This window comes from Pectobacterium sp. PL64 (assembly GCF_022477975.1).
In the GTDB taxonomy this organism is placed as follows: domain Bacteria; phylum Pseudomonadota; class Gammaproteobacteria; order Enterobacterales; family Enterobacteriaceae; genus Pectobacterium; species Pectobacterium jejuense.
Map to the genome: position 1 here is coordinate 3,254,857 of NZ_CP092070.1, position 20,441 is coordinate 3,275,297.

The 20,441-nt window shown below is 49.1% G+C and carries 19 protein-coding genes, 4 tRNA genes and 3 pseudogenes; 5 read left to right on the forward strand and 21 right to left on the reverse strand.

The window, feature by feature from the left end; all coding sequences use genetic code 11:
* Positions 1-25: 25 nt before the first annotated feature.
* From HP572_RS14635 to HP572_RS14690, 12 genes are all read right to left on the reverse strand, one after another.
* Complete coding sequence (locus tag HP572_RS14635) at positions 26-454, reverse strand: YqaA family protein (protein WP_039288358.1); 429 nt, start codon at positions 452-454, stop codon at positions 26-28.
* Complete coding sequence (yqaB, locus tag HP572_RS14640; RefSeq protein WP_205554831.1) at positions 451-1,017, reverse strand: fructose-1-phosphate/6-phosphogluconate phosphatase; 567 nt, start codon at positions 1,015-1,017, stop codon at positions 451-453. The genes HP572_RS14635 and yqaB overlap by 4 nt, the downstream gene beginning before the upstream one ends.
* A gap of 389 nt (positions 1,018-1,406) precedes the next feature.
* Positions 1,407-1,483, reverse strand: a tRNA-Arg gene (locus tag HP572_RS14645).
* Positions 1,484-1,535: 52 nt separating this feature from the next.
* A tRNA-Arg gene (locus HP572_RS14650) sits at positions 1,536-1,612 on the reverse strand.
* A 69-nt stretch (positions 1,613-1,681) separates the two neighbouring features.
* Positions 1,682-1,758 (reverse strand) — tRNA-Arg (locus HP572_RS14655).
* An 8-nt stretch (positions 1,759-1,766) separates the two neighbouring features.
* Positions 1,767-1,859: transfer RNA gene (locus tag HP572_RS14660), tRNA-Ser, on the reverse strand.
* 294 nt (positions 1,860-2,153) lie between these two features.
* A complete protein-coding gene (csrA, locus tag HP572_RS14665) occupies positions 2,154-2,339 on the reverse strand; it encodes a carbon storage regulator CsrA (RefSeq protein WP_005972168.1) in 186 nt (61 codons plus the stop codon).
* Positions 2,340-2,662: 323 nt separating this feature from the next.
* Positions 2,663-5,290 carry an alanine--tRNA ligase gene (gene alaS / locus HP572_RS14670; RefSeq protein WP_240583592.1) on the reverse strand — a complete coding sequence of 876 codons (2,628 nt, stop codon included), beginning with the start codon at positions 5,288-5,290 and terminating at the stop codon, positions 2,663-2,665.
* Between the two features lie 138 nt (positions 5,291-5,428).
* On the reverse strand, positions 5,429-5,923 hold the full coding sequence (gene recX, locus HP572_RS14675) for a recombination regulator RecX (protein WP_205554827.1): 495 nt from the start codon (positions 5,921-5,923) through the stop codon (positions 5,429-5,431).
* A 45-nt stretch (positions 5,924-5,968) separates the two neighbouring features.
* Complete coding sequence (gene recA / locus HP572_RS14680) at positions 5,969-7,042, reverse strand: recombinase RecA (protein WP_240583593.1); 1,074 nt, start codon at positions 7,040-7,042, stop codon at positions 5,969-5,971.
* A 107-nt stretch (positions 7,043-7,149) separates the two neighbouring features.
* The gene (gene pncC, locus HP572_RS14685) at positions 7,150-7,644 is read right to left on the reverse strand and encodes a nicotinamide-nucleotide amidase (RefSeq protein ID WP_240583594.1); all 495 of its coding nucleotides are present in this window, start codon (positions 7,642-7,644) and stop codon (positions 7,150-7,152) included.
* A 234-nt stretch (positions 7,645-7,878) separates the two neighbouring features.
* Complete coding sequence (locus tag HP572_RS14690; RefSeq protein ID WP_039536292.1) at positions 7,879-8,214, reverse strand: hypothetical protein; 336 nt, start codon at positions 8,212-8,214, stop codon at positions 7,879-7,881.
* Between the two features lie 479 nt (positions 8,215-8,693).
* On the opposite strand from HP572_RS14690, the gene HP572_RS14695 reads away from it, so the two are divergent.
* The 3 genes from HP572_RS14695 to HP572_RS14705 all read left to right on the forward strand — a co-directional run bounded on the left by HP572_RS14695 (position 8,694) and on the right by HP572_RS14705 (position 11,705).
* Positions 8,694-9,182, forward strand: a complete 489-nt coding sequence (locus HP572_RS14695) for an SRPBCC family protein (protein ID WP_240583595.1) — start codon at positions 8,694-8,696, stop codon at positions 9,180-9,182.
* A gap of 81 nt (positions 9,183-9,263) precedes the next feature.
* On the forward strand, positions 9,264-9,938 hold the full coding sequence (locus tag HP572_RS14700; protein WP_240583596.1) for a MarC family NAAT transporter: 675 nt from the start codon (positions 9,264-9,266) through the stop codon (positions 9,936-9,938).
* A gap of 168 nt (positions 9,939-10,106) precedes the next feature.
* A complete protein-coding gene (locus tag HP572_RS14705) occupies positions 10,107-11,705 on the forward strand; it encodes a sensor domain-containing diguanylate cyclase (RefSeq protein WP_240583597.1) in 1,599 nt (532 codons plus the stop codon).
* A gap of 245 nt (positions 11,706-11,950) precedes the next feature.
* On the opposite strand, the gene HP572_RS14710 is transcribed toward HP572_RS14705, so the two are convergent.
* Together HP572_RS14710 and HP572_RS14715 are read right to left on the reverse strand one after the other, a co-directional pair.
* The gene (locus HP572_RS14710; protein ID WP_240583598.1) at positions 11,951-13,165 is read right to left on the reverse strand and encodes an MFS transporter; all 1,215 of its coding nucleotides are present in this window, start codon (positions 13,163-13,165) and stop codon (positions 11,951-11,953) included.
* Positions 13,166-13,286: 121 nt separating this feature from the next.
* On the reverse strand, positions 13,287-14,168 hold the full coding sequence (locus HP572_RS14715) for a LysR family transcriptional regulator (protein ID WP_174869621.1): 882 nt from the start codon (positions 14,166-14,168) through the stop codon (positions 13,287-13,289).
* Positions 14,169-14,383: 215 nt separating this feature from the next.
* Here HP572_RS14715 and grxB point away from each other — a divergent pair, with 215 nt between their 5' ends.
* Positions 14,384-15,019: a glutaredoxin 2 gene (gene grxB, locus HP572_RS14720; RefSeq protein ID WP_240583599.1), complete on the forward strand. Its 636-nt coding sequence runs from the start codon at positions 14,384-14,386 to the stop codon at positions 15,017-15,019.
* Between the two features lie 98 nt (positions 15,020-15,117).
* Here grxB and HP572_RS14725 read toward each other — a convergent pair whose 3' ends face one another.
* The 4 genes and pseudogenes from HP572_RS14725 to HP572_RS14740 all read right to left on the reverse strand — a co-directional run.
* Positions 15,118-15,540 carry a bacteriocin immunity protein gene (locus HP572_RS14725; RefSeq protein ID WP_240583600.1) on the reverse strand — a complete coding sequence of 141 codons (423 nt, stop codon included), beginning with the start codon at positions 15,538-15,540 and terminating at the stop codon, positions 15,118-15,120.
* Between the two features lie 351 nt (positions 15,541-15,891).
* Positions 15,892-16,068 carry a hypothetical protein gene (locus HP572_RS14730; RefSeq protein WP_240583601.1) on the reverse strand — a complete coding sequence of 59 codons (177 nt, stop codon included), beginning with the start codon at positions 16,066-16,068 and terminating at the stop codon, positions 15,892-15,894.
* 67 nt (positions 16,069-16,135) lie between these two features.
* Positions 16,136-17,095 (reverse strand): L-tyrosine isonitrile synthase, encoded by a 960-nt coding sequence (pvcA, locus tag HP572_RS14735; RefSeq protein WP_371745278.1) that lies wholly within the window; start codon positions 17,093-17,095, stop codon positions 16,136-16,138.
* A 511-nt stretch (positions 17,096-17,606) separates the two neighbouring features.
* Positions 17,607-18,413, reverse strand: a pseudogene (locus HP572_RS14740) (hypothetical protein); the annotation flags it as partial.
* A 26-nt stretch (positions 18,414-18,439) separates the two neighbouring features.
* Here HP572_RS14740 and HP572_RS23010 point away from each other — a divergent pair.
* A pseudogene (locus tag HP572_RS23010) lies at positions 18,440-18,595 on the forward strand (SymE family type I addiction module toxin).
* Between the two features lie 59 nt (positions 18,596-18,654).
* Here HP572_RS23010 and HP572_RS14750 read toward each other — a convergent pair.
* The 3 genes and pseudogenes from HP572_RS14750 to HP572_RS14760 all read right to left on the reverse strand — a co-directional run bounded on the left by HP572_RS14750 (position 18,655) and on the right by HP572_RS14760 (position 20,431).
* Entirely contained in the window at positions 18,655-19,026 is a 372-nt protein-coding gene (locus HP572_RS14750; protein ID WP_240583603.1) for a hypothetical protein, read from the reverse strand.
* A gap of 8 nt (positions 19,027-19,034) precedes the next feature.
* A pseudogene (locus tag HP572_RS14755) lies at positions 19,035-19,962 on the reverse strand (RHS repeat-associated core domain-containing protein); the annotation flags it as partial.
* Positions 19,958-20,431, reverse strand: coding sequence for a hypothetical protein (locus HP572_RS14760; protein WP_240583604.1), 474 nt, complete (start codon positions 20,429-20,431; stop codon positions 19,958-19,960). The gene HP572_RS14760 and the pseudogene HP572_RS14755, both read right to left, overlap by 5 nt.
* Positions 20,432-20,441: the final 10 nt, after the last annotated feature.

Genomic DNA, 20,441 nt, shown 5'->3' on the forward strand with positions numbered 1-20,441 from the left:
CTCACCAGTTTGCATTGCAATCTGGTTAAGACCACCACGCCATCCCCTGCAACGTTATACCCGTCAATACGATATACCGCAGCGCTTTTCCAATACCGATGAAAACCGCCGATTGCACCCAGGGCATGCGTAGCCAACCCGCTAACACGCACAATAAATCGCCTACTACCGGCACCCAGCTAAATAACAACGCAGCGCAGCCATAGCGCTGTAACCAGCGCATGGCCACCGAATACCCAGCTTGTTGTTTTGGCTGAGGGAGTAGGCGCCCTATAAAAATATTTGTTAACCCACCCAGCGTATTTCCTACCGTTGCCACAGCAATCAACAGGTAGGGCTTTGCGCTGTCAGCAAGCAATAACGTTACCAGCAGCACTTCCGAACTGCCAGGCAGCAGTGTTGCACTGAGCAGGCTACTCCAGAAAAGAGAAAAAACGGCCCAGAACTCACTCACAATGTACGGACGTCAACCACAGCCATGTTAGCGCGTTTAGCGGCTTCAATGCCGTAGTCTGCATCTTCAAACACGATACAGTGTTCCGGTGCGACAGAAATCAACTCAGCGCAACGCAGAAAGGTATCGGGGAAAGGCTTATGCTGCATAACATCATCAGCCCCAACGATTGCATCAAAATAATCATGCAGCCCCAAATGCGTTAGCAATCTATCAGCCATGCCATGCGTGCTACCCGTGCCAACTGCCATAGGACGCCGTCCGCGATAGTGCTTAACAACATCAATCAGCGGCAGTGGTTTTACCGTATCCAGCAGCATTTCCTCAACCACAGCCGTTTTTTCCGCCGCGAGTTGGTGAGCATCAATATCAGCCTGATGGCTGTCGATAATACGCTGTGCAATATGCCAGGTGGGCGAGCCGTTCAATGCTGTCATGGCACTGGCATCATATCTCATACCATATCGGGCAAGAACCTGATCCCACGCTTTATGGTGCGTTGGTTCGGTATCAAGCAGGGTGCCATCCATATCAAAGATCAGCCCTTGATAGCGATCGTACATCATGACTCCATGATCACTGAAAAGAGAGCTTACTTTATCGTAAAGTGAAAACGTTGTCGCTTACTCAATAACCTTATAAAAAACAGGTTATTACCCCCATAGTAGTAAGGCAGTCTTCATTTACTCGTCGGCTCAATATCAATATACAGGCAAGGGAGAGGTAAGAATTAATACACGGGAGTAATGAGAAAAATATCATTCTGATATCAGCAGAACAGAAGGCTGTGACGCTGAGAGCGAAAATAGGGTAGAGAGCGATGGGTAAAACAGAAATGGCGTATCGGAGAAAACTATCTGTCTTGCTTAGTACTTTGAGTCGTTGCTAAAGCAAGGTTATTCTTACGCTTATCGGTTCGTGCTAAGGCAAGAATTTTATCTATATCGAAATATGGTGCATCCGGGAGGATTCGAACCTCCGACCGCTCGGTTCGTAGCCGAGTACTCTATCCAGCTGAGCTACGGATGCAGAGTGTGGTGCAGAAATAATGGGGTGAGCAATTAAACGAGATACTTAAGAATGGTGCATCCGGGAGGATTCGAACCTCCGACCGCTCGGTTCGTAGCCGAGTACTCTATCCAGCTGAGCTACGGATGCATTGATAATTCTTCATCTGCGACAAAACTTGCTTTCACTTACTACTTGCCTTGCAAAGGCAGTATTTAATGGTGCATCCGGGAGGATTCGAACCTCCGACCGCTCGGTTCGTAGCCGAGTACTCTATCCAGCTGAGCTACGGATGCATATTAAATGGCGGTGAGGGAGGGATTCGAACCCTCGATGCAGCTTTTGACCGCATACTCCCTTAGCAGGGGAGCGCCTTCAGCCTCTCGGCCACCTCACCTTACATTACCTGATTCGCTACTAAGAACTTCTTGTTAGTGCTCACCGGTACTGCGTGGCGCACATATTACTTTCCCAGACTTATAAGTCAAACAATTTTTCCCACCTTGTGTTCGTTTGAACAATTCGCATCCAAGACGCGCACTTTCACAACAAAAAGTCTATTTTATCGACAGAAAAACAGGCGGTTACCTTGCCAAAGGCAACGCACAGTAAAAATGGATATATCGATAAATGAGTGGGGGAAAAGCAGGAAATAACAATTGCGTCCCGCGAACACGAGACGCATTGTCAATCAATATGACGTTGGTTGAGATTTTTCGGCCTGAATACGCTGATAGATCTCTTCACGGTGGACAGAAACCTCTTTCGGTGCATTAACACCAATACGCACCTGGTTGCCTTTCACTCCTAATACGGTAACCGTTACCTCATCGCCGATCATGAGGGTTTCGCCAACTCGACGAGTCAAAATAAGCATTCTTTGCTCCTTGAAAGATTATAAAGAGTCGGGTCTCTCTGTCTCCCCGCCATTATCCATCATGTGCCGTGAAAACGTAAACCTAGACGATGGTATAACCACACCATCACACTCCGGTTTGTCACTACTTGTTAGTTTAGTCGATATCAGTAGCTTGTGCTTTGTTATCACAACAACAGGACTGAGCATGTAAAGCATCAGAATATCTGAAGGTAACACACTTTCTATCCTGCTTGCCGGATCCTTTTTCGCAGACAAAAACGCCACAACCAGAAAGTTATGGCGTTTTGTCGGATAACGCGAATCAAACGTTATCTGTCGTTTTACAGCTTAGCAGCAACCCAAGATTCAACGCTTGCCAGCGCAGCAGGCAGTGCAGAGACGTCTGAGCCACCCGCCTGAGCCATATCTGGGCGACCACCGCCTTTACCGCCAACCTGCTGGGCAACAAACCCAATCAGTTCACCGGCTTTTACACGGTCAGTCAGATCTTTCGTTACACCAGAAATCAGGCTAACCCGGCCTTCTGCCGCCGTTCCAAGAACGATAACCGCAGATCCAAGCTGATTCTTCAGGTCATCAACCATCGTGCGCAGCAGCTTAGGATCTACGTTGTCCAGTTGCGTAACCAGCAACTTCACACCGTTAACCTCTTTTGCTTTGCCAGACAGCGACGAGCTTTCCTGCGCCGCTTGTTGAGCCTTCAACTGCTGAAGCTCTTTCTCCAACGCGCGGGCACGATCCAGAACAGAGCGTACCTTATCCGTCAGGTTGTGACTATCCCCTTTCAGCAGTTGCGCAATGTCTTGCAAAACGTCGCTCTGGCGATGCAGCGCAGACAACGCATTCTCACCTGTGGTCGCTTCAATACGACGCACGCCGGCAGCAGTACCTGACTCAGAAATGATCTGGAACAGGCCGATATCGCCCGTACGGCTTGCGTGCGTGCCCCCACAAAGCTCAATGGAGAAATCCCCCATTGTCAGAACACGGACATGGTCGTCGTACTTCTCGCCGAACAGCGCCATCGCGCCCTTCGCTCTCGCATCGTCCAGCGCCATGACATCCGTCTGCACGGTAAGGTTACGGCGGATTTGCGCGTTGACGATATCTTCAACCTGACGAATCTGCTCAGGTTGCATCGCTTCCGTATGTGAGAAGTCAAAACGCAGATAGCTATCGTTAACCAGAGAGCCTTTCTGCGCGACGTGATCGCCCAGAACCTGACGCAGCGCAGCATGCAGCAGGTGCGTAGCAGAGTGGTTCAGACGAATGCGATCGCGGCGTTGGCTATCAACGTTTGCATCGACACTGTCGTTAACACGCAGCGTACCCTGAGTCAGTTTACCGACGTGGCCAATTGCCTGACCGTATTTCTGAGTATCCTGAACGGCAAAGCTGATGCCCGCATTTTTCAGTTCACCCTGGTCGCCAACCTGACCACCGGATTCACCATAGAATGGCGTTTCGTTCAGAATCACAACTGCTTCATCACCTGCCGCAATCTGATCAACTGCGTTTCCATTGTGATAAATCGCAATAACCTTCGCTTGCTGCTGCGTTTTTTCATAGCCGCAGAATGGCGTGTTTTCATCCACACGGATGAGGCTGTTGTAATCTACGCCAAATCCGCTAGCTTCACGCGCACGCTGACGCTGTGCCGTCATCGCAGCTTCAAAGCCTTCTTCATCGACTTTCAGGCCGCGCTCGCGGCACACATCTGCAGTAAGGTCGACAGGGAAACCATAGGTGTCATACAGACGGAAGGCAGTTTCACCATCCAGCGTATCCCCTTTCAGGTTTTTAATTTCTTCGTCCAGCAGAGACAAGCCGCGTTCCAGCGTGCGGGCAAACTGCTCTTCTTCTGTCTTCAGCGCTTGCTCAACTACAGACTGCTGTTTTTTCAATTCTTCAGCCGCTGGCCCCATGACGTGAATCAGCGGCGCAACCAGTTTGTAGAAGAAGGCGTCCGTAGCGCCCAGCATATTACCGTGGCGCGCAGCGCGACGGATGATACGGCGCAGAACATAACCACGGTTTTCATTAGATGGCATCACGCCATCAGCAATCAGGAACGCACAAGAGCGGATATGGTCGGCAATAACACGCAGCGACTTATTGGTTAAATCCGTCGTCCCGACGGCTTTCGCTACCGCCTCAATCAGCGTTTTGAACAAATCAATGTCATAGTTTGAATTGACGTGCTGCAAAACGGCAGAAACGCGTTCTAACCCCATGCCGGTATCGACGGACGGTTTTGGCAGTGGCAGCATTGTGCCGTCAACCTGACGGTTGAACTGCATGAACACCAGGTTCCAGATTTCGATATAGCGATCGCCGTCTTCATCAGGGCTTCCCGGTGGGCCACCTGCGATGTGCTCACCGTGATCGTAGAAAATCTCGGTACACGGACCACATGGCCCCGTTTCGCCCATCTGCCAGAAATTATCAGAGGCGTAAGGCCCGCCTTTGTTATCACCAATACGAATAATTCTTTCGCGCGGCACGCCAACTTCATCAGCCCAAATGTCATAGGCTTCATCATCTGTTGCGTATACCGTTACCCACAGTTTTTCTTTCGGCAGATTGAACCACTGAGGAGACGTCAGCAACTCCCACGCATAGCGAATCGCATCATGCTTGAAATAGTCACCGAAGCTGAAGTTACCCAGCATTTCAAAGAAGGTGTGGTGGCGTGCGGTATAACCTACGTTTTCCAGGTCATTATGTTTACCACCGGCACGTACGCAGCGCTGCGAGGTCGTCGCTCGGACATAGCTACGTTTATCCAGACCGAGGAACACATCTTTGAACTGGTTCATACCCGCATTGGTGAATAACAATGTCGGATCGTTGTTCGGCACCAGAGAGCTGCTATCAACAACCTGGTGTCCCTTACTGTGGAAAAAATCGAGAAACGCTTGACGGATCTCAGCGGTGCTCTTGCTCATAATTGTCCTGGAATCAAGCTAGAAGAACAGATCGCGGGCAAGGTTAGTCCAGCATGCTGACGTTACCGAGCAACTCACGAACAAAAAAGTGGGAATAAGATAAATTTTCTTCGATGGGAAGTAAAATCCCGTGTGCGTTCAATCTGAAAAATTCGTATAAATTGACTGGATTTCTTCATGAAAGAAGCCACGATAGAGCAGATATCGCTGATGTTTAACTTTGTCTTTCCATTCATCGGACAGAGGATGCCCGAATTTTCGTTCCACAACTGATTTCGCCAACGCACACCAATCGATATCACTCTCGTTTAATGCTGTGGCTAACGTTGTCTTATCAATTCCTTTCTGGCTTAGCTCCATTTTGATCCGCTGGGCACCATAGCCTTTGCGGCTCCGGCTGCTGATATAGCGGCGAGCATAGCGCTCGTCATCCAGCCAACCGTGTTCCTTGCAGTACGCAATAGCCGCTTCCACATCTTCCGCCGCAGCTTGGGCTGTGGCTTCATCAGCTTCATCTTCTGCGTTTGCGCTTTCTGACTTATATAAATACGCCGCACATTTGCGGCGTATTTCAGTTTCACTATAATCGCGAACAGAAAGCACATTCATCGCATAGCGTAATGGTTTATTCATCCATCTATCCGCTGAAGTGCCCTGTCACAATCCATTCAGCCACGATTAAAACTCTTCGTTGCCTTCACCGGCGAATTCATCTTCGTCATGGCTATTTCCAGCAGCGGCTGGCGTCAGCTCATTGCCTTTGTGCAGCAGCATTTCACGCAATTTCTTATCCAGTTCCGCAGCAATCGCCGGGTTCTCTTTCAGGTAATTACAGGCATTCGCTTTACCCTGACCAATCTTGTCGCCGTTATAGCTATACCAGGCACCGGCTTTTTCGATCAGTTTGTGTTTCACACCCAGATCGACCAGCTCACCGTGGATATTGATGCCTTCGCCGTACAGAATTTGGAATTCAGCCTGTTTGAACGGTGCTGCCACTTTATTCTTCACGACTTTCACGCGGGTTTCGCTGCCGACAACTTCTTCGCCTTCCTTGATTGCGCCAGTACGACGAATATCCAGACGAACAGAGGCGTAAAACTTCAGTGCGTTACCACCGGTCGTGGTTTCAGGGTTACCGAACATCACACCGATTTTCATACGAATCTGGTTAATGAAGATCAGCAGCGTATTGGCTTGCTTCAGGTTACCCGCCAGTTTACGCATAGCCTGGCTCATCATACGTGCAGCCAACCCCATGTGGGAGTCGCCGATTTCACCTTCAATTTCTGCTTTCGGCGTCAGTGCCGCAACGGAGTCGACGATGATAACGTCAACAGCGCCAGAGCGCGTTAGTGCATCACAGATCTCCAACGCTTGCTCGCCAGTATCCGGCTGAGAACACAGCAGGTTATCGATATCTACACCCAGCTTTTTCGCATAAATCGGATCCAGCGCATGCTCAGCATCGATAAACGCACACGTTTTGCCTTCGCGCTGAGCGGCAGCAATAACCTGTAAGGTCAGCGTTGTTTTACCGGAAGATTCTGGGCCATAAATCTCAACGATACGCCCCATCGGTAAACCACCGGCACCCAAAGCGATATCCAGGGACAAAGAGCCCGTAGAAATGGTTTCAACATCCATTGAGCGATCCTCGCCCAACCGCATGATAGAACCTTTACCGAATTGCTTTTCGATTTGACCCAGTGCTGCCGCAAGTGCTTTTTGTTTGTTCTCATCAATAGCCATTTCTGCTCCTGTCATGCGGCGTAAAGCTGCTGTCTCTACGCGGCTGCTTAATCATGAATTGCCGAATAATTACTGACATTATACTGTATACGCATACAGCATCAAGGTTATTTTTTCAGAAACGTGTCGAGCAACGTTTGCAGCGCAAAATGGACCGATTGCAGACGCACCGCGTTTCTGTCTCCGCTGAACCGCATTGTCTGGGCGAATGCCCCACCCTGTTTGTCTGTGAAGCCAAACCATACCGTGCCGACGGGCTTCTCTTCGGTTCCCCCGTCTGGCCCGGCGACGCCGCTTACCGATATGGCAAAATCTGCATCGGCAGCCTGCAAAGCCCCTGCGGCCATCTCATTGACGACGGCTTCACTCACCGCACCATGCTGTTCCAGTGTCTCTGCGCTCACATTCACCAGACGCTGCTTGGCCAGATTGCTGTATGTCACAAAGCCGTAGTCAAACCAGCCAGAACTACCCGCGATATCCGTAATAGACTTAGCCAGCCAGCCTCCGGTGCAGGACTCTGCACACGTCAGCGTGGCACCACGCGCCTTCAGTTTCTCGCCCACCAAAGCACTTAACCGCAGAATGTCAGCTTCCGTCATTGCCGCCTCATCTTAATCAAGGATTGTTGGGTCAGGGTAACACTTTTCCCTGAAAAAGACGCTCCGCTGCACGGTATGCGAAGCGCATAGCAAAGAAGATGAAAAGAGATGAAAAACGAGGGAGATCGAATAAAACGCTACCGATTAACCAGGGAGAAAATAGCACGACTCTACTAGATCGTCGGCTGACAGGAATACAGAGGAAATAAGAGTAATTAATAATGATGGAGCGATTTACATACAACCTGCACAACTGGTGCATCGCCAGTCCTGCTTATTTATCGCCTGAAAGAAATATCTGAAATAACATTCTTCGATAGGGACATTATTTTCTTCAAAGCTATCGGCCAGCCAGTCGATATTTTCCAGAATCCAATCATCTTCATCGAGTCCGTCCCGGTACATTTCATCATCAGGATCGATGATAGAGTAGATCCCCATCGTTCCCATATGATTTTCTTTATATTTCTCCGGTAACGTGAAATCATTTTCTTTATAAGATATTAACCAGTGGCCGTGGCAAAGCAGGTTGCCATTACGACTCCACCTAGCAACAAATGGGTTACTCATATTTATTCCTACCAGCATAAAAGCTGGTTATAAACGTATCACGACATGTCTATAAAGTAAATTACCACACAACCAGCGCGCCATTTAATAACAGAATATAGGGATACACATTCATTACATCTTAATAGGTACAAAGCCATTAACAATAAATTGATAAATATCAATTTACATAGCAATAAAATATCTAAACAGGGAAGTACAAATAAAAAAAGCCCACTAAAAATAGTGGGCGGGGTACTGCTATTATCGTTATGTAAAAACCCTGGTGTTTTGCGGCACTTCATTCGGCTTCTGTCTGACTCTTACAGTACCGAACCAACATTAACGCAACATTAGCTGTGTAAAAATTCTGACTATTGCTGTGATAGCCTGCACCAACACTATCGCCACCGTCTCCACTTTGCTTCGTTGGTCGAGATCGGTCAGAATGGCCTAAATATGCCCATAAAGGGGTAATAATCCATTAGGGAGTATGACGGGTGTTTCCCTCTTTCTTAAGAAGAACCGCAGCGAAAAACGGCAGTTATGCCAATGAAATCAGCAGCAGCATTACGATCAATCGCCCGGCAGAACGCTTGTTTGATCTCTGGCGCAAACCGGAAACGTTGCCGATCCTGATGGGCCATTTCGCCAGTATCGAGATACTGAACTATACCGACTCTAACTGGCGGATTAACACACCGATTGGCGCGCTCATTGAATGGCGGGCTCGTATTATTGATGAAAAACCGGGGGAGTATATCCACTGGCGTTCGCTAGAAGGGGCACGGGTCCCGAATGAAGGCCGCCTTTCTTTTCAGCCGGCCACATCGGAAGCGGGTACAACCGTAACGCTGACGATTCGCTACAACCCACCGGGGGGCTTGATCGGGAAGAAGATCGGCCAAATGTTTGATATGTTTTCTCGCGATATGCTGACGAAAACACTCTATCGTTTCAAAAAATTAGCGGAGGATGAACTGGCCTAAGCCGCGCCAGACATCATAGCAACAGGTCATCAGTGACCGTTTTCCTGAACTGACGAAACGCCCCAATAAAAGGAACGTAGAATGCTGGAATTGATTCAAACCATTGGTCTTGGTCTGGTGTTAATCCTGCCACTCGCGAACCCACTGACAACGGTAGCGGTATTTTTAGCGATGTCCGGCAACATGAGCCAAGGGGAACGAAATCGTCAGATCTTTCAGGCCTCGCTCTACGTCTTCATCATTATGACCGTCGCGTACTACGCGGGTCAGGTCGTAATGAATACCTTCGGAATTTCCATTCCTGGGTTGCGCATTGCTGGCGGGCTCATCGTCGCCTTTATCGGTTTTCGCATGCTTTTTCCTCAGCAGAAGCCAGAACATGCGCCTGAAGTCAAAAGCAAAAAAGAAGAAATCAACGACAGTTTCTCCGCCAATGAGGTCAATATCGCCTTCGTTCCATTGGCGATGCCCAGCACCGCGGGGCCAGGAACCATTGCCCTCATCATTAGTTCTGCCTCACAGATCAAGAGCGGTGTCGATATCACGCCATGGGTGATTACCGTTGCCCCCATACTCACGTTTATGTTGATCAGCCTGATCGTCTGGCTCAGTCTGAAAAGCTCTGGCCTGATTATGCGTCTGATCGGGAAAAGCGGCATTGAGGCCATTTCACGGCTGATGGGATTTCTGCTGGTTTGCATGGGCGTACAGTTCATCATTAACGGTACACTGGAGATCGTACATTCCCTGCATTAAGTTGAAGATGCTGGAGAGATATCAATACGTTGCCAGATAGCCCAATTAGCGTCTATAACTTTGAATGGCGGGTTTATTCATTGGTCGCAAGCGATGCCCCCGCCCGTGCTACATAACAAAAAGAAAGCATTATTTTGCTTACCTAGCGGAAAATAGGTGCGGCCAACAATGAAAATAAAAAAACGATTCCCAATCAATTTGCGTTCACTCATTTTATCCCTCGCCATTATCAGCATGATCATCACGCTGACCAATGCCTATGTTGCTGTTTATAATGTACAAAAAAAGCTCATTACCGATCAGATACTGAGTTCAAACCTTAACTATTCTTCCAAGTTAGCGGCGACCACAGAAAGTTTTTTATCTTCAGCACAGCAGGAGCTGGCTTACAGCGCGATATCGATAGCAGACAGTTTTAATGACGATGCGACGCTACTGGAAAAAAGTGAGCAGACATACCGCATGAGCCAGAGTTTTAACTCTATTTTCGTTGCGGATACCCAGAATAAGATACATGCGGTTTACCCAACCTCGCTGAACCTGAAAGGCAGCACGCTGACCTCTGATGCCAGCAAGCTCGCGCTCGTGGAACAAAAACCGTTAATCAGCCAGCCTTATATTTCGGTTACGGGCAATCTGATCGTGCTGGTTTCCTCCCCGATAAAAGACAAACAGGGAAATTATCTCGGTTACATCGGCGGAACCATTTATTTAAAAAATCAAAGCGTCTTAAACGAATTCATGAACACCCATTTTTATAATGATTACTCTAGCGTTTACGTAATCGATAAAAGCGGGATTGTTCTCTATCACCAGGATAAGCAGTGGGTAGGCAAGCCCGTCAGCGACGAGAGAATTAAAAACGCGCTTCACAACAAGAAGAGTGGCACCGCTGCCATGCCCGATATGCAAGGTACGCCGTCTTTGGCGGGTTTCGATACGGTCAATTCATCCGGCTGGATCATCATTACTTTGCACCCTTCTCAAACCGTTATCGATTTGCTCAGCAGCGTGATGCGTTCCGTTTTATATGAAGGCGCACCGGTGATGACATTAACGCTTATCGCACTCACCCTACTGGCCTTCTATATCGCCAATCCTCTGCGCCTGCTGGCGGTTTCTGCCAGTAAAATGGAGGAGTCCGGTGTGATTGAAAAAATCAAGAAAGTCCCCTCCTGGTATTTTGAGGTTGAGCAGCTAAAACGCGTCATTCTTTTCGGTACTCTGCTGTTGCACAAGCGAATCGGCAAACTGAGTTTGCAGGCCCATACCGATCCACTCACCGGATTACTCAATCGCCGTGGCATCTATGAAAACATTGAACTCATTCTCTCAAAGAGCAATCAGGTTGCCGCCATCGTGATTGATATCGACCACTTCAAACGCGTGAATGATACCTACGGACACAATATCGGCGATGACGTCATCAGGCTGTTGGCGAAAAGCATAAAGCAGGGTTCACGCGAATCCGATCTGATTTGCCGCACAGGCGGAGAGGAGTTCCTCGCACTTCTGCCCGATACGGACATGACGCAGGCCGCTGATATTGCTGAACGGCTGCGTAAAAAAGTGGAAAAAATGCCGCTGCCGATTCCTGAAAACATCACGATTTCACTCGGCGTCACCTGTTTTATTCCGGGAATGGAGCAGATCGATAGCGTCTTGAAAATCGCGGATGATGCCCTCTATCAGGCCAAGCATGAAGGCAGAAACCGAGTCGTTATCAAAGTCGCTTCCGATCATTCAGTTAATCATGACACGGAATAGACACGCTCAACACGAATCCCGCGAGCGGGAAAGCAGGCAAAAAAAAACCCGCACAAGGCGGGCTAAGGTCATTCTAATGACAGGGATGGTTAACTAACACAACACTCACAGGGATGTGAGGTACTGACAAGGGATGGAAGGACTATAGCAAGCCAAATGTATAGTATTGTCATCAGCAAGTAAGGTTAATCTACCGGTTGTAAAACAACATTGGTGAGACTTCCCAGCCACCCTGTCTGGCTATTTCAGCCTGCTTTCCCCCGGTTGCAATGGCGCTTTTGGGTTTTCATCAGCGCAACCAGCAGCGCCATCATTGCCAGAACGCTGGCGAGCGCTCCGACCATCAGCCATCCTCCCTGATGCCATGCAGCCATAGCAACCGTGGAGCCAGCCGCGCCCCCCATAAACATACCGCCCATGAATACGGTATTGATCCGGCCTCTGACCGCTTCACCGAGCCCGTAAATCACATGTTGATTGGCAATTAACGCACTTTGTACGCCGAGATCGAGCAGGACAACACCGATAATCAAGCCAATAACAGAATCGAAACCGATGAATATTGCCCATGAGAGCAGCGTCAGCAGCACGCCGGCAATCACCACCGGGCGGCTGCCGACGCTATCGGCCAGCCTTCCCGCCAGCGGAGCCGCAAAAATTCCCGCGACGCCAATCACGCCGAACAGGCCCGCAGCGGCAGCGCCCATTTGGAAACGTCCACTTTCCAGATACAGCGCAAGCACGCTCCAGAACGCGCTGAACGATGCAAACAGCAGCGCCTGAATCAGCGTGGCTTTACGCAATGCGCGTTCACCCTGCCACAACGTCACCAGCGAACGCATCAGCTCACGGTAACGAACGGTTTGATTCGATGGTGAAGCCGGTAACATTCTTCCCATTGCCCACGCGCCCGCCAGCGCCAGCGGCACGCTCAGCCAGAACATCGCCCGCCAGCCTGCGCTTTCCGCCACCAGTCCCGCAATCGTACGGCTAAGCAGAATGCCGCTTAATAGTCCGCTCATCACCGTTCCGACAATCGCACCACGCTGTTTCGCATTGGAAAGTGCCGCCGCAGCCGGAACAATCTGCTGTGCGGCGGTCGCCCCAAAACCGATGAGCAGCGAAGCACCTAATAACGCGACAGCCGATGTCGACAAGGCCGCAAACGCAGAAGCCAACGCCAGCATCAAAAATTGCCATACGATCAACCGGCGGCGGTCAAACTTATCGCCGAGTGGAACCAGCAGTAGCAGCCCCAAGGCATAGCCTAACTGCGTCACGGTTGGAATCAGCGAAGTTGCCACGCTCGACGTAAAGCTTTCGCCGATCACGCCCAGCATCGGTTGGTTGTAATAGATATTGGCAACAGAAATACCACTGGCTGCTGCCATTGAGAAAATCAATACTTTGCCGGGAGCCTGCTGCGTTCGGATATCGGCTTCGCTGGATAATGTACTCATCATCATACCTGTCTGTGTGTTTCCTGCCGGAAGTCGGCAGGTGATGAGCAGAGCATAAAGCGCCCTATTCATTCCCAGTAGAGAGGTAAAATGGATATCAGCTATTCCGAATAGGAATATTTCAGGAGAAAAGATGCTGGACGAAATCGGTAAAAATTCTGGCGCGGGCTGATGTCATGCGGCCTCCGGGGTAGACAGCCCACAGATCCATTTTACCCAGAGACCATGAATCCAGCGCGGTGACGACCTGCCCGCTTTCAAGCTCTGGCGCAAACATCCATTCCGACGCCACAATCAGTCCTACACCGGATAGCACCGCTGCACGCACGCCTTCCGCCGCAGAAACTCGGATACGCCCATTGGGGAATACCGTGGTCTGTGTTCCACCCTGAGAGAAAATCCAGCGATCGGTTCTCTCTCCCTGCAAATAGATGACGGCAGGATACGCAGCCAGAACGTCAGGAGAAGCGGGCACACCATGACGTACAAAATAGTCAGGAGTCGCCAGCAGGCGCATAGAACACGATGCCAACCGCTGGGCAATCAGGCTTGAATCCTTCATGTCGCCCAAACGCAGTGCCACATCAATGCCTTCAGCAATCAGATCGATCGGGCGATCGTCCAGAATGACATCGATATTGAGCTGGGGATGCTCGGCCATGAATTCATGGAGCCGCGGTATGATGAGCTGTCTGGCGAAAGTCACGGGTGCACCGATGCGTAGCCGCCCAGACAGCGCCGCGCTCCCGCTAACCACATGCTCTTGAGCATCCCCCAGTACCTTTAACGCGGGGGCGATTTGCTCATAAAAGTTCTGCCCGGCTTCTGTCGGCGTCAGGCCTCGGGTAGAGCGGAGCAGCAACGGCGTTGCCAGCTGATTTTCAAGCTGCATAATCGCTTTGGACACCGCAGGCTGCCCAATACCGAGCCTGCGAGACGCGGCGGAAAACGACCCCGTTTCAAAAACACAGATAAATGTTTCCAATGCGCTCAGGCGATCCATGATTTCTCTTCCGCAAAAGGGGTTTCACTGCATCATACAGGAATCCTGCGAGGATAAGGCGGATCCAAACCGCGCCCTTCTTTTCGCTGCCATCGCCATCTTCAGGCACATTCGCTTTACCGCCAACCGCATCAGGTATTACTCTGATGGCATGACTTGTCATGACAAGGCTGGCAAATTTTTGCTGCCTTTTTCAAAATCTTACGAGGCGATGCATGAAACTTTTCATTTACGAACACTGCCCATTCTGTGTCAGAGCCAGAATGATTTTTGGCCTGAAAAATCTGCCTGTTGAGCAATCCGTCATCATGGAAGGCGACATCGACACACCAACGCGCATGGTGGGTCGCAAAGTGGTGCCGATCCTGCAGAAAGAAGATGGCAGCTTCATGCCGGAAAGCATGGACATCGTCCACTATGTCGACAGCAAGCAAGCGCCGTTAATCGCCGACAAACCAGTTGATGCTGAGATTGAAGCCTGGTGTAAGTCCGTTTCCAGCGCGGTGTTTAACCTTGCGATTCCGCGTTTTACGAAAGCCGATTTCAAAGAGCTTTCCACGCCAGAGGCGCGTCACGCCTATATCCTGCGCGAAGAAAAAGCCTTCGGCGATCTGGATGCTCTGATCGCAAAAACGCCAGAACTGATTGCGGAAGTGGAGCAGAAACTCAAGGAGTTGGAGCCGCGTCTGGCAAATGTCAGCACCATTTCCACCACCGACTTTATTCTGTTCCCAATCTTACTGTCGCTCACGATCGTGAAAGGCGTACAGTTTGGCCCTAACGTTCGCGCGTACCTTGAGCGTGTCTCAACAGCCAGCAAGGTCGACTTGTTGACCGATAAGGCGCTGTAAAACAGTAAGAATAGAAACAACAAAGGAGCGGCTTATAGCGGCTCCTTATTTTTAGCAACGTTCGGATAACGTCGTCCGTTTATCGATATCAATCAGGATTATTGATCCTTGGGATAAAGTTCACATCCTTCTACGTCGTGTTCAAGCTCGATCACTGAATACGCCTGAGTATTTTTCGTTTTCTTTATCAGGAAAGGACTTGTCGAAAAGTAACTCCCAATCTGTGCATCATCCACGAAACAGGCAATTATCTCCTTTTCATTTTCCGAGATAATACGCAGTGAATACGTCCAACTGCCATCTGTGTCTGTTGCTCCTGCCCAGTCTTTTTCCTGGCTAAACACATAATCACCGGTATCTTTCAGCAGCGTCCCCTTAGGGAAATGTTTCGGTCCAAAAGAACTGAGGAAAGTAGTCACATCCAAATGCTTCAGCACCGTCAGCGCATCCGTTTTTGTTGCCGAAAAACCGGTCTGGGGAATCATCGATACTGAAAAAATCACGGCCAAAAATAGTTTCATTTACTGCAACCCTGCGATAGAACATCCGTGCACGTATTCTATTTTAAAAACACAATTCGCAATAGCGTTATGGGGCACGCTTTACCCCATAACGCGTGGCGGATTTCAGCACGTTATTACGTATGAAACGGCCACATCAAATCATTCTAGTGGAAAAAAATATAAACTTAACAACATCTTACTGGCAATGCGCCGTTAAACAAAGTGATCGTTCTCTTACTCATACGCTTTGCGTTTCCGGCCTAACATTATGGTGTTCCAGTACAGGCTGGTTAAAGAAACGCACTTATTCGGTCGGTAGCTTGTTATCACGCATGATTTCCCCGATGACCGACATACCTGGTCAATGCTTCATTGCTCAGAAAAACCGGAAGAAACCCCACGCAATACCAGAAGATGATGCTCTCGGGCTAGCCCACGTAGCGTGTCGTTAGGCAGTGTGGCGATGCCCTGCTCTGTTTCAACAGCCGTCAGCAACGCATCAAAAGTGGAAGGCGGTTTAATGCAACGGTCCATGCTATTTTCCATCGTGTATATTCCTTTATAAGATGACAATATTGATGCCTCGGTGAACGATAAGGCGAGAACAGTACGCTTATGCCAGATCCGGCTGTTTAACTAAATAATGGCTAGGCATACCGCGGATTTCCACGATTTCACCGTCCAGTTGCTGTGCATCTATATTCTTCATTAACACAAACTGCCCATTAACATTGGCGGCAACTCCATGCCAGGGCGTCAACCAATCGTCCTTGGTGGGCATCATATGAATACCCAGCTTCAGACTGTCCGAAGGCTGCGGGTGAATAGACAACCGAATGGCGTCTGGGAATTGTTCAGCAAGCAGGTTGCCCCATGCCCAACTGCGTTGAATAACGCTACACGCGCGTTTTTTGGCATCTTTCTGTAATGCCGCATTAGAGCCGGTATAGTCAGGCCTCAGGCTATCTTCATAGAGGAAACGGGTCATTGAGCGGTAAAGCTGCAAACCTTCTTCGCTCTGTATGAGCTGCGCTTTCACTTCCTCTTCTGAGTCAGCGTAATTCTCAACCAGCTGCTGGCGAAGGCGATCATAGTCAGCGGTGAGCGCCGCCATATTTTCTACATCTTTAAGATTAAAAACACTGAGATGAACGGCACCGAGTTCATGCAGTAAATTTTCAATCTCATCCTGATAAATATTAATCGTTTCGTCGCTGGTCCCAATCAGATCGCCAAATACATGCCCATCAGAACAAATACGGATATGCGCACCGGGTGGATAATAAAGCTGAATACGCTGACATAACGAATTCAGGAAGGTCAAGGACAACCGCTCCGCCATATCTGGCGTTCTTCCCAACACCTTATAAGGGCTAGGAGATTTAAACGGAAACGCAGGCAGAATGAGTTCAATTCGACGTTCCTCTTCAACAAAAGCACGAATTCTGGGTAATTGAACCTGAGTCACCTGAGACTCTTCTTCACTAATTGATTTCGTCAACTGGGTAAATCTACGCCGGTATTGAATTAACTCACTTAATATTAGCGATGAAACTAATTCGTTATTCATCATATACAAAACAACCTCATTACTTTACATTAATTTAAAAAATGGAATAAACTGCCTAGCAGTGGAGTAGAAACAATAGAATAAAATCATTACGCTAATACAATAAAAAAACTGAATGACATATTCAGTTTTTTTATTTACGCCGCTAATAATTAACTCAAATCATAAATAAACATAATAAGAATTAAGAAAGTAATTATTGAAGACGAGGATAAGTGACGATGGAGATGCTGCTAACAACGGCAGCAGTACCGATAGGATAAGTGGATAGATAGTAGATTCTGAAGGGCGCAGGCAGAACAGAACGGGAAAACGAGTCTGTTGCTGGCGATTAAGGCATTACCTGATGGGAGGACGGCTTAGGTAAAACGAGGGGATGTTGGCGTAATGGTCTTGTGATGGGTTGAGTGGTTTGGGGGATATTTTTACTTATCACCATCAATCACTATTATTTTCATATTATTCACCTTTCAATTCACTTAATCGCTGCTAGCTATTTACATAACTAAATTAGACGTTCCAGCACGTCATTCACCCGGCCATCCGCGCCCTCCAGCGCCTGATGCTGCAGCAGCCCCGCCGGACTCCACTCATGGCGTAATGCAAACCCGCTGCCGTTACTGCGCCGCTGCTCTTCGCCCGCCGCCGTGTGGCTGAACTGCAGCGGCTGGTGTGAACCGATACCCAGCGATGACAGCCGACCCGACTGCCACGCCAGCTGCAGCGGCGCCAGAATCCCTTCCACCACCGCACGCTGACCGCCCGCATCGTAACCGCTCTGCACCGCCTCGCCGTTCACCGTTTCCGATGTGACCTGACCCGCCCGGTTATAGACGTATTCCACCACTGCATCCGGGCTGGCCGCTTTAGTCAGCCGGCCGGCCACGTCATACGCCAGTTCGGTAATGCCGTCGGTTTCCCCGTCCGCTTTCTGTGCGGTGATGCGCGTTATCCGCCCTGCCGCATCATGCTCGTAATGCAGTGCGCTACCGTCCGGTGCGGAGCGCTGCACCAGACGGTCTGCCACATCGTACTGATAGCGGTACACCCGCCCGTCGTAATGCCGCTCCTCGCTCAGCCGACCGCTGGCGTCAAAGCCGTACGTCCAGTCCCGCCCCTGACTGTTCGTCACCCCGGCGAACTCCGCCTCAGCATTGTAGTGGTAGCGTACCGTCGCCCCCAGTGGGTCCGTCGCCTCCAGCAGGTTATCGAACGCCCCGTAGCGGAACTGGTAGCGCTGCCCCAGCGCATCCGTCACCGCCGTCAGGTTACCTTCTACGTCGTAATCAAACCGCGTCTCGCTACCGTCCTGAGAATAAACCTACCAGAACAGAACGTTACTACACCGTGGGATACGCTTCGCATAACGGCAAGCCCAACCCGCCCTCCGCCATCAACCTTAAAGGCCGCTGACTGGAAGAGTCGGGCTTTATCACCGGGATGCCCGTCACCGTCACGGTAGAGCGGAGGAGGATTATTATTGAGACGCAGATTAATTTGTAGCGACTGACCAGATCATAAAAAAAAGCCGGAAGGATCGGGAGATCGCTTCCGGATTTTATTTATTTTAATGTCTCTCTTTTAATTAGATTACCTTTGTCAACAGATAGATAGTCTTTATCATTACCATGAATAACTTCAACATATTCATTCACTTCTACAGAGTCAATTATCCCGCAAAGATAATTCCACGATAACTGATTTTTATTATCAAAAAATATCACTCCCCATTCACATGGAATTATATATCTTTCAAATAAAAGTGGAATGATGTCATAAACAATACCACCAAGCCGAGATATCTCACTCCGAACATCATCTGTGAAAAAAATCACCCCATCATCTTTTTTTCCCTGTGACGTATTACAGTCTGGGCAACGTGTTTCTTCTGATTCGTAACTAGAATAACAATTCTGACATGTAATATATTTCATGCTGAATCCTATTTTATTGGAATACTGGAAGTAATAATTCCCGATCCTGTTCCACCGATATGAGGATCAGCATGATCAGTAATAACCCGTATTTTTTGAGTCACACCATTTCTCGTTGCCGTACCTTCAAATACGTTTCCAAAAAAACCTTCTCTATTAGAGGCTATTTTATTCAAAGGATTATTCGCAACTTCTTTAGCTGCGCTTGCAATATCCCTATTTCCCCATTCTGATGGGAACAAAGACCCTTTCTGTCTTTTTGGCTTCATTGAGGCATAAGGTTCCTGCCGAGGAGGACCAACATGGGGAGAATGCCTTCTTAAAGAATGCCGAAGGGAGCCAAAAGAATACTCATAATCCTCCCCGCCCTCTTTTTCCGTCAACCCCAGCGGATCGATCCACTCCAGTGGGTTATGCACATACCCCTGTGGCCTTATCCCCCCACCCAGCCCTATCGGGTCCGGCGATAGGTACTGCCCGCTCTCCGCATCATAGTAACGATGTCGGTTGTAGTAAAGCCCCGTTTCCGCATCGTACAGTTGTCCCTGGTAGCGCAGCTCGCAGTACACTTCCTCGTTTGCCGCATCCCCCAGGTAGCGTCGTAGCGGGATAGGTCGTCGCTCTTCACGGTGGGCGCCCCACAACCCCTGTTCCCCGCGCCAGTGGACTTCCCCTTCCTCGCCAGACGCCCGCAGTCGTCATACCGGTATTGCGTATGGCCCCGCTCCACCACCTGCCTGCCGCATCGTATCGCGCCGATGCCTGCACCACCGCATCCTGCACTTTCAGAGTCTCACCCAGACCCGGTGCTATCTGCGACACCTCAAACAGGTTCTGTTCGCTGTCGTAGCCAAACAGCCATGCCTGACGCCGCCGTCCTTCATCACGACGCTCTGCCGTCACCTGACCCGCCCCGTTCAGCCGAATTCGGTTATCTATCTTTTTTTATCAATGCGATTCCTTTTGGGTCATTCCAATCTAAGCTTTTTTTTATAATCGAGAATGCGTCTGTATTACTATCAATTTCATATACCTCATCAAATTGATCGCCATCAACTAATGTTAGCACTGTCCAATATTTTATTTCATTCAAAAAATCATTAACAAACAAACTCATTAGATTGTTTTTTTCATCTGTGTTTTTGTTGACACACCATTCCAATTCAGAAATTAAACTCCCTTTTAAAGTATATGAAAAATAATCATCCAGGCAGATATGTTTACCTAGCAATCTTTCATAACATTGAATCCCCTTATTAAACTCAAATGAGATTAAATCATTCCATTTATATAATTTAGGGTCATGGGAGTACTCCTGACCTCCCCATTCAATATAAACTTCCTTCCAACCTAACACTTTAAGGTCTATATTCTTTGGCAAAAAAATTTCAAATGAAACATCCATAAAATCACCT

Excerpts from the sequence above, each read along its gene's own strand:
- yqaB (WP_205554831.1), bottom strand. The coding sequence starts at position 1,017 with ATGTACGATCGCTATCAAGGGCTGATCTTTGATATGGATGGCACCCTG.
- csrA (WP_005972168.1), bottom strand. The coding sequence starts at position 2,339 with ATGCTTATTTTGACTCGTCGAGTTGGCGAAACCCTCATGATCGGCGAT.
- alaS (WP_240583592.1), bottom strand. The coding sequence starts at position 5,290 with ATGAGCAAGAGCACCGCTGAGATCCGTCAAGCGTTTCTCGATTTTTTC.
- recX (WP_205554827.1), bottom strand. The coding sequence starts at position 5,923 with ATGAATAAACCATTACGCTATGCGATGAATGTGCTTTCTGTTCGCGAT.
- recA (WP_240583593.1), bottom strand. The coding sequence starts at position 7,042 with ATGGCTATTGATGAGAACAAACAAAAAGCACTTGCGGCAGCACTGGGT.
- pncC (WP_240583594.1), bottom strand. The coding sequence starts at position 7,644 with ATGACGGAAGCTGACATTCTGCGGTTAAGTGCTTTGGTGGGCGAGAAA.
- HP572_RS14690 (WP_039536292.1), bottom strand. The coding sequence starts at position 8,214 with ATGAGTAACCCATTTGTTGCTAGGTGGAGTCGTAATGGCAACCTGCTT.
- HP572_RS14700 (WP_240583596.1), top strand. The coding sequence starts at position 9,264 with ATGCTGGAATTGATTCAAACCATTGGTCTTGGTCTGGTGTTAATCCTG.
- HP572_RS14705 (WP_240583597.1), top strand. The coding sequence starts at position 10,107 with ATGAAAATAAAAAAACGATTCCCAATCAATTTGCGTTCACTCATTTTA.
- HP572_RS14710 (WP_240583598.1), bottom strand. The coding sequence starts at position 13,165 with ATGAGTACATTATCCAGCGAAGCCGATATCCGAACGCAGCAGGCTCCC.
- HP572_RS14715 (WP_174869621.1), bottom strand. The coding sequence starts at position 14,168 with ATGGATCGCCTGAGCGCATTGGAAACATTTATCTGTGTTTTTGAAACG.
- grxB (WP_240583599.1), top strand. The coding sequence starts at position 14,384 with ATGAAACTTTTCATTTACGAACACTGCCCATTCTGTGTCAGAGCCAGA.
- HP572_RS14725 (WP_240583600.1), bottom strand. The coding sequence starts at position 15,540 with ATGAAACTATTTTTGGCCGTGATTTTTTCAGTATCGATGATTCCCCAG.
- HP572_RS14730 (WP_240583601.1), bottom strand. The coding sequence starts at position 16,068 with ATGGAAAATAGCATGGACCGTTGCATTAAACCGCCTTCCACTTTTGAT.
- pvcA (WP_371745278.1), bottom strand. The coding sequence starts at position 17,095 with ATGATGAATAACGAATTAGTTTCATCGCTAATATTAAGTGAGTTAATT.
- HP572_RS14750 (WP_240583603.1), bottom strand. The coding sequence starts at position 19,026 with ATGAAATATATTACATGTCAGAATTGTTATTCTAGTTACGAATCAGAA.
- HP572_RS14760 (WP_240583604.1), bottom strand. The coding sequence starts at position 20,431 with ATGGATGTTTCATTTGAAATTTTTTTGCCAAAGAATATAGACCTTAAA.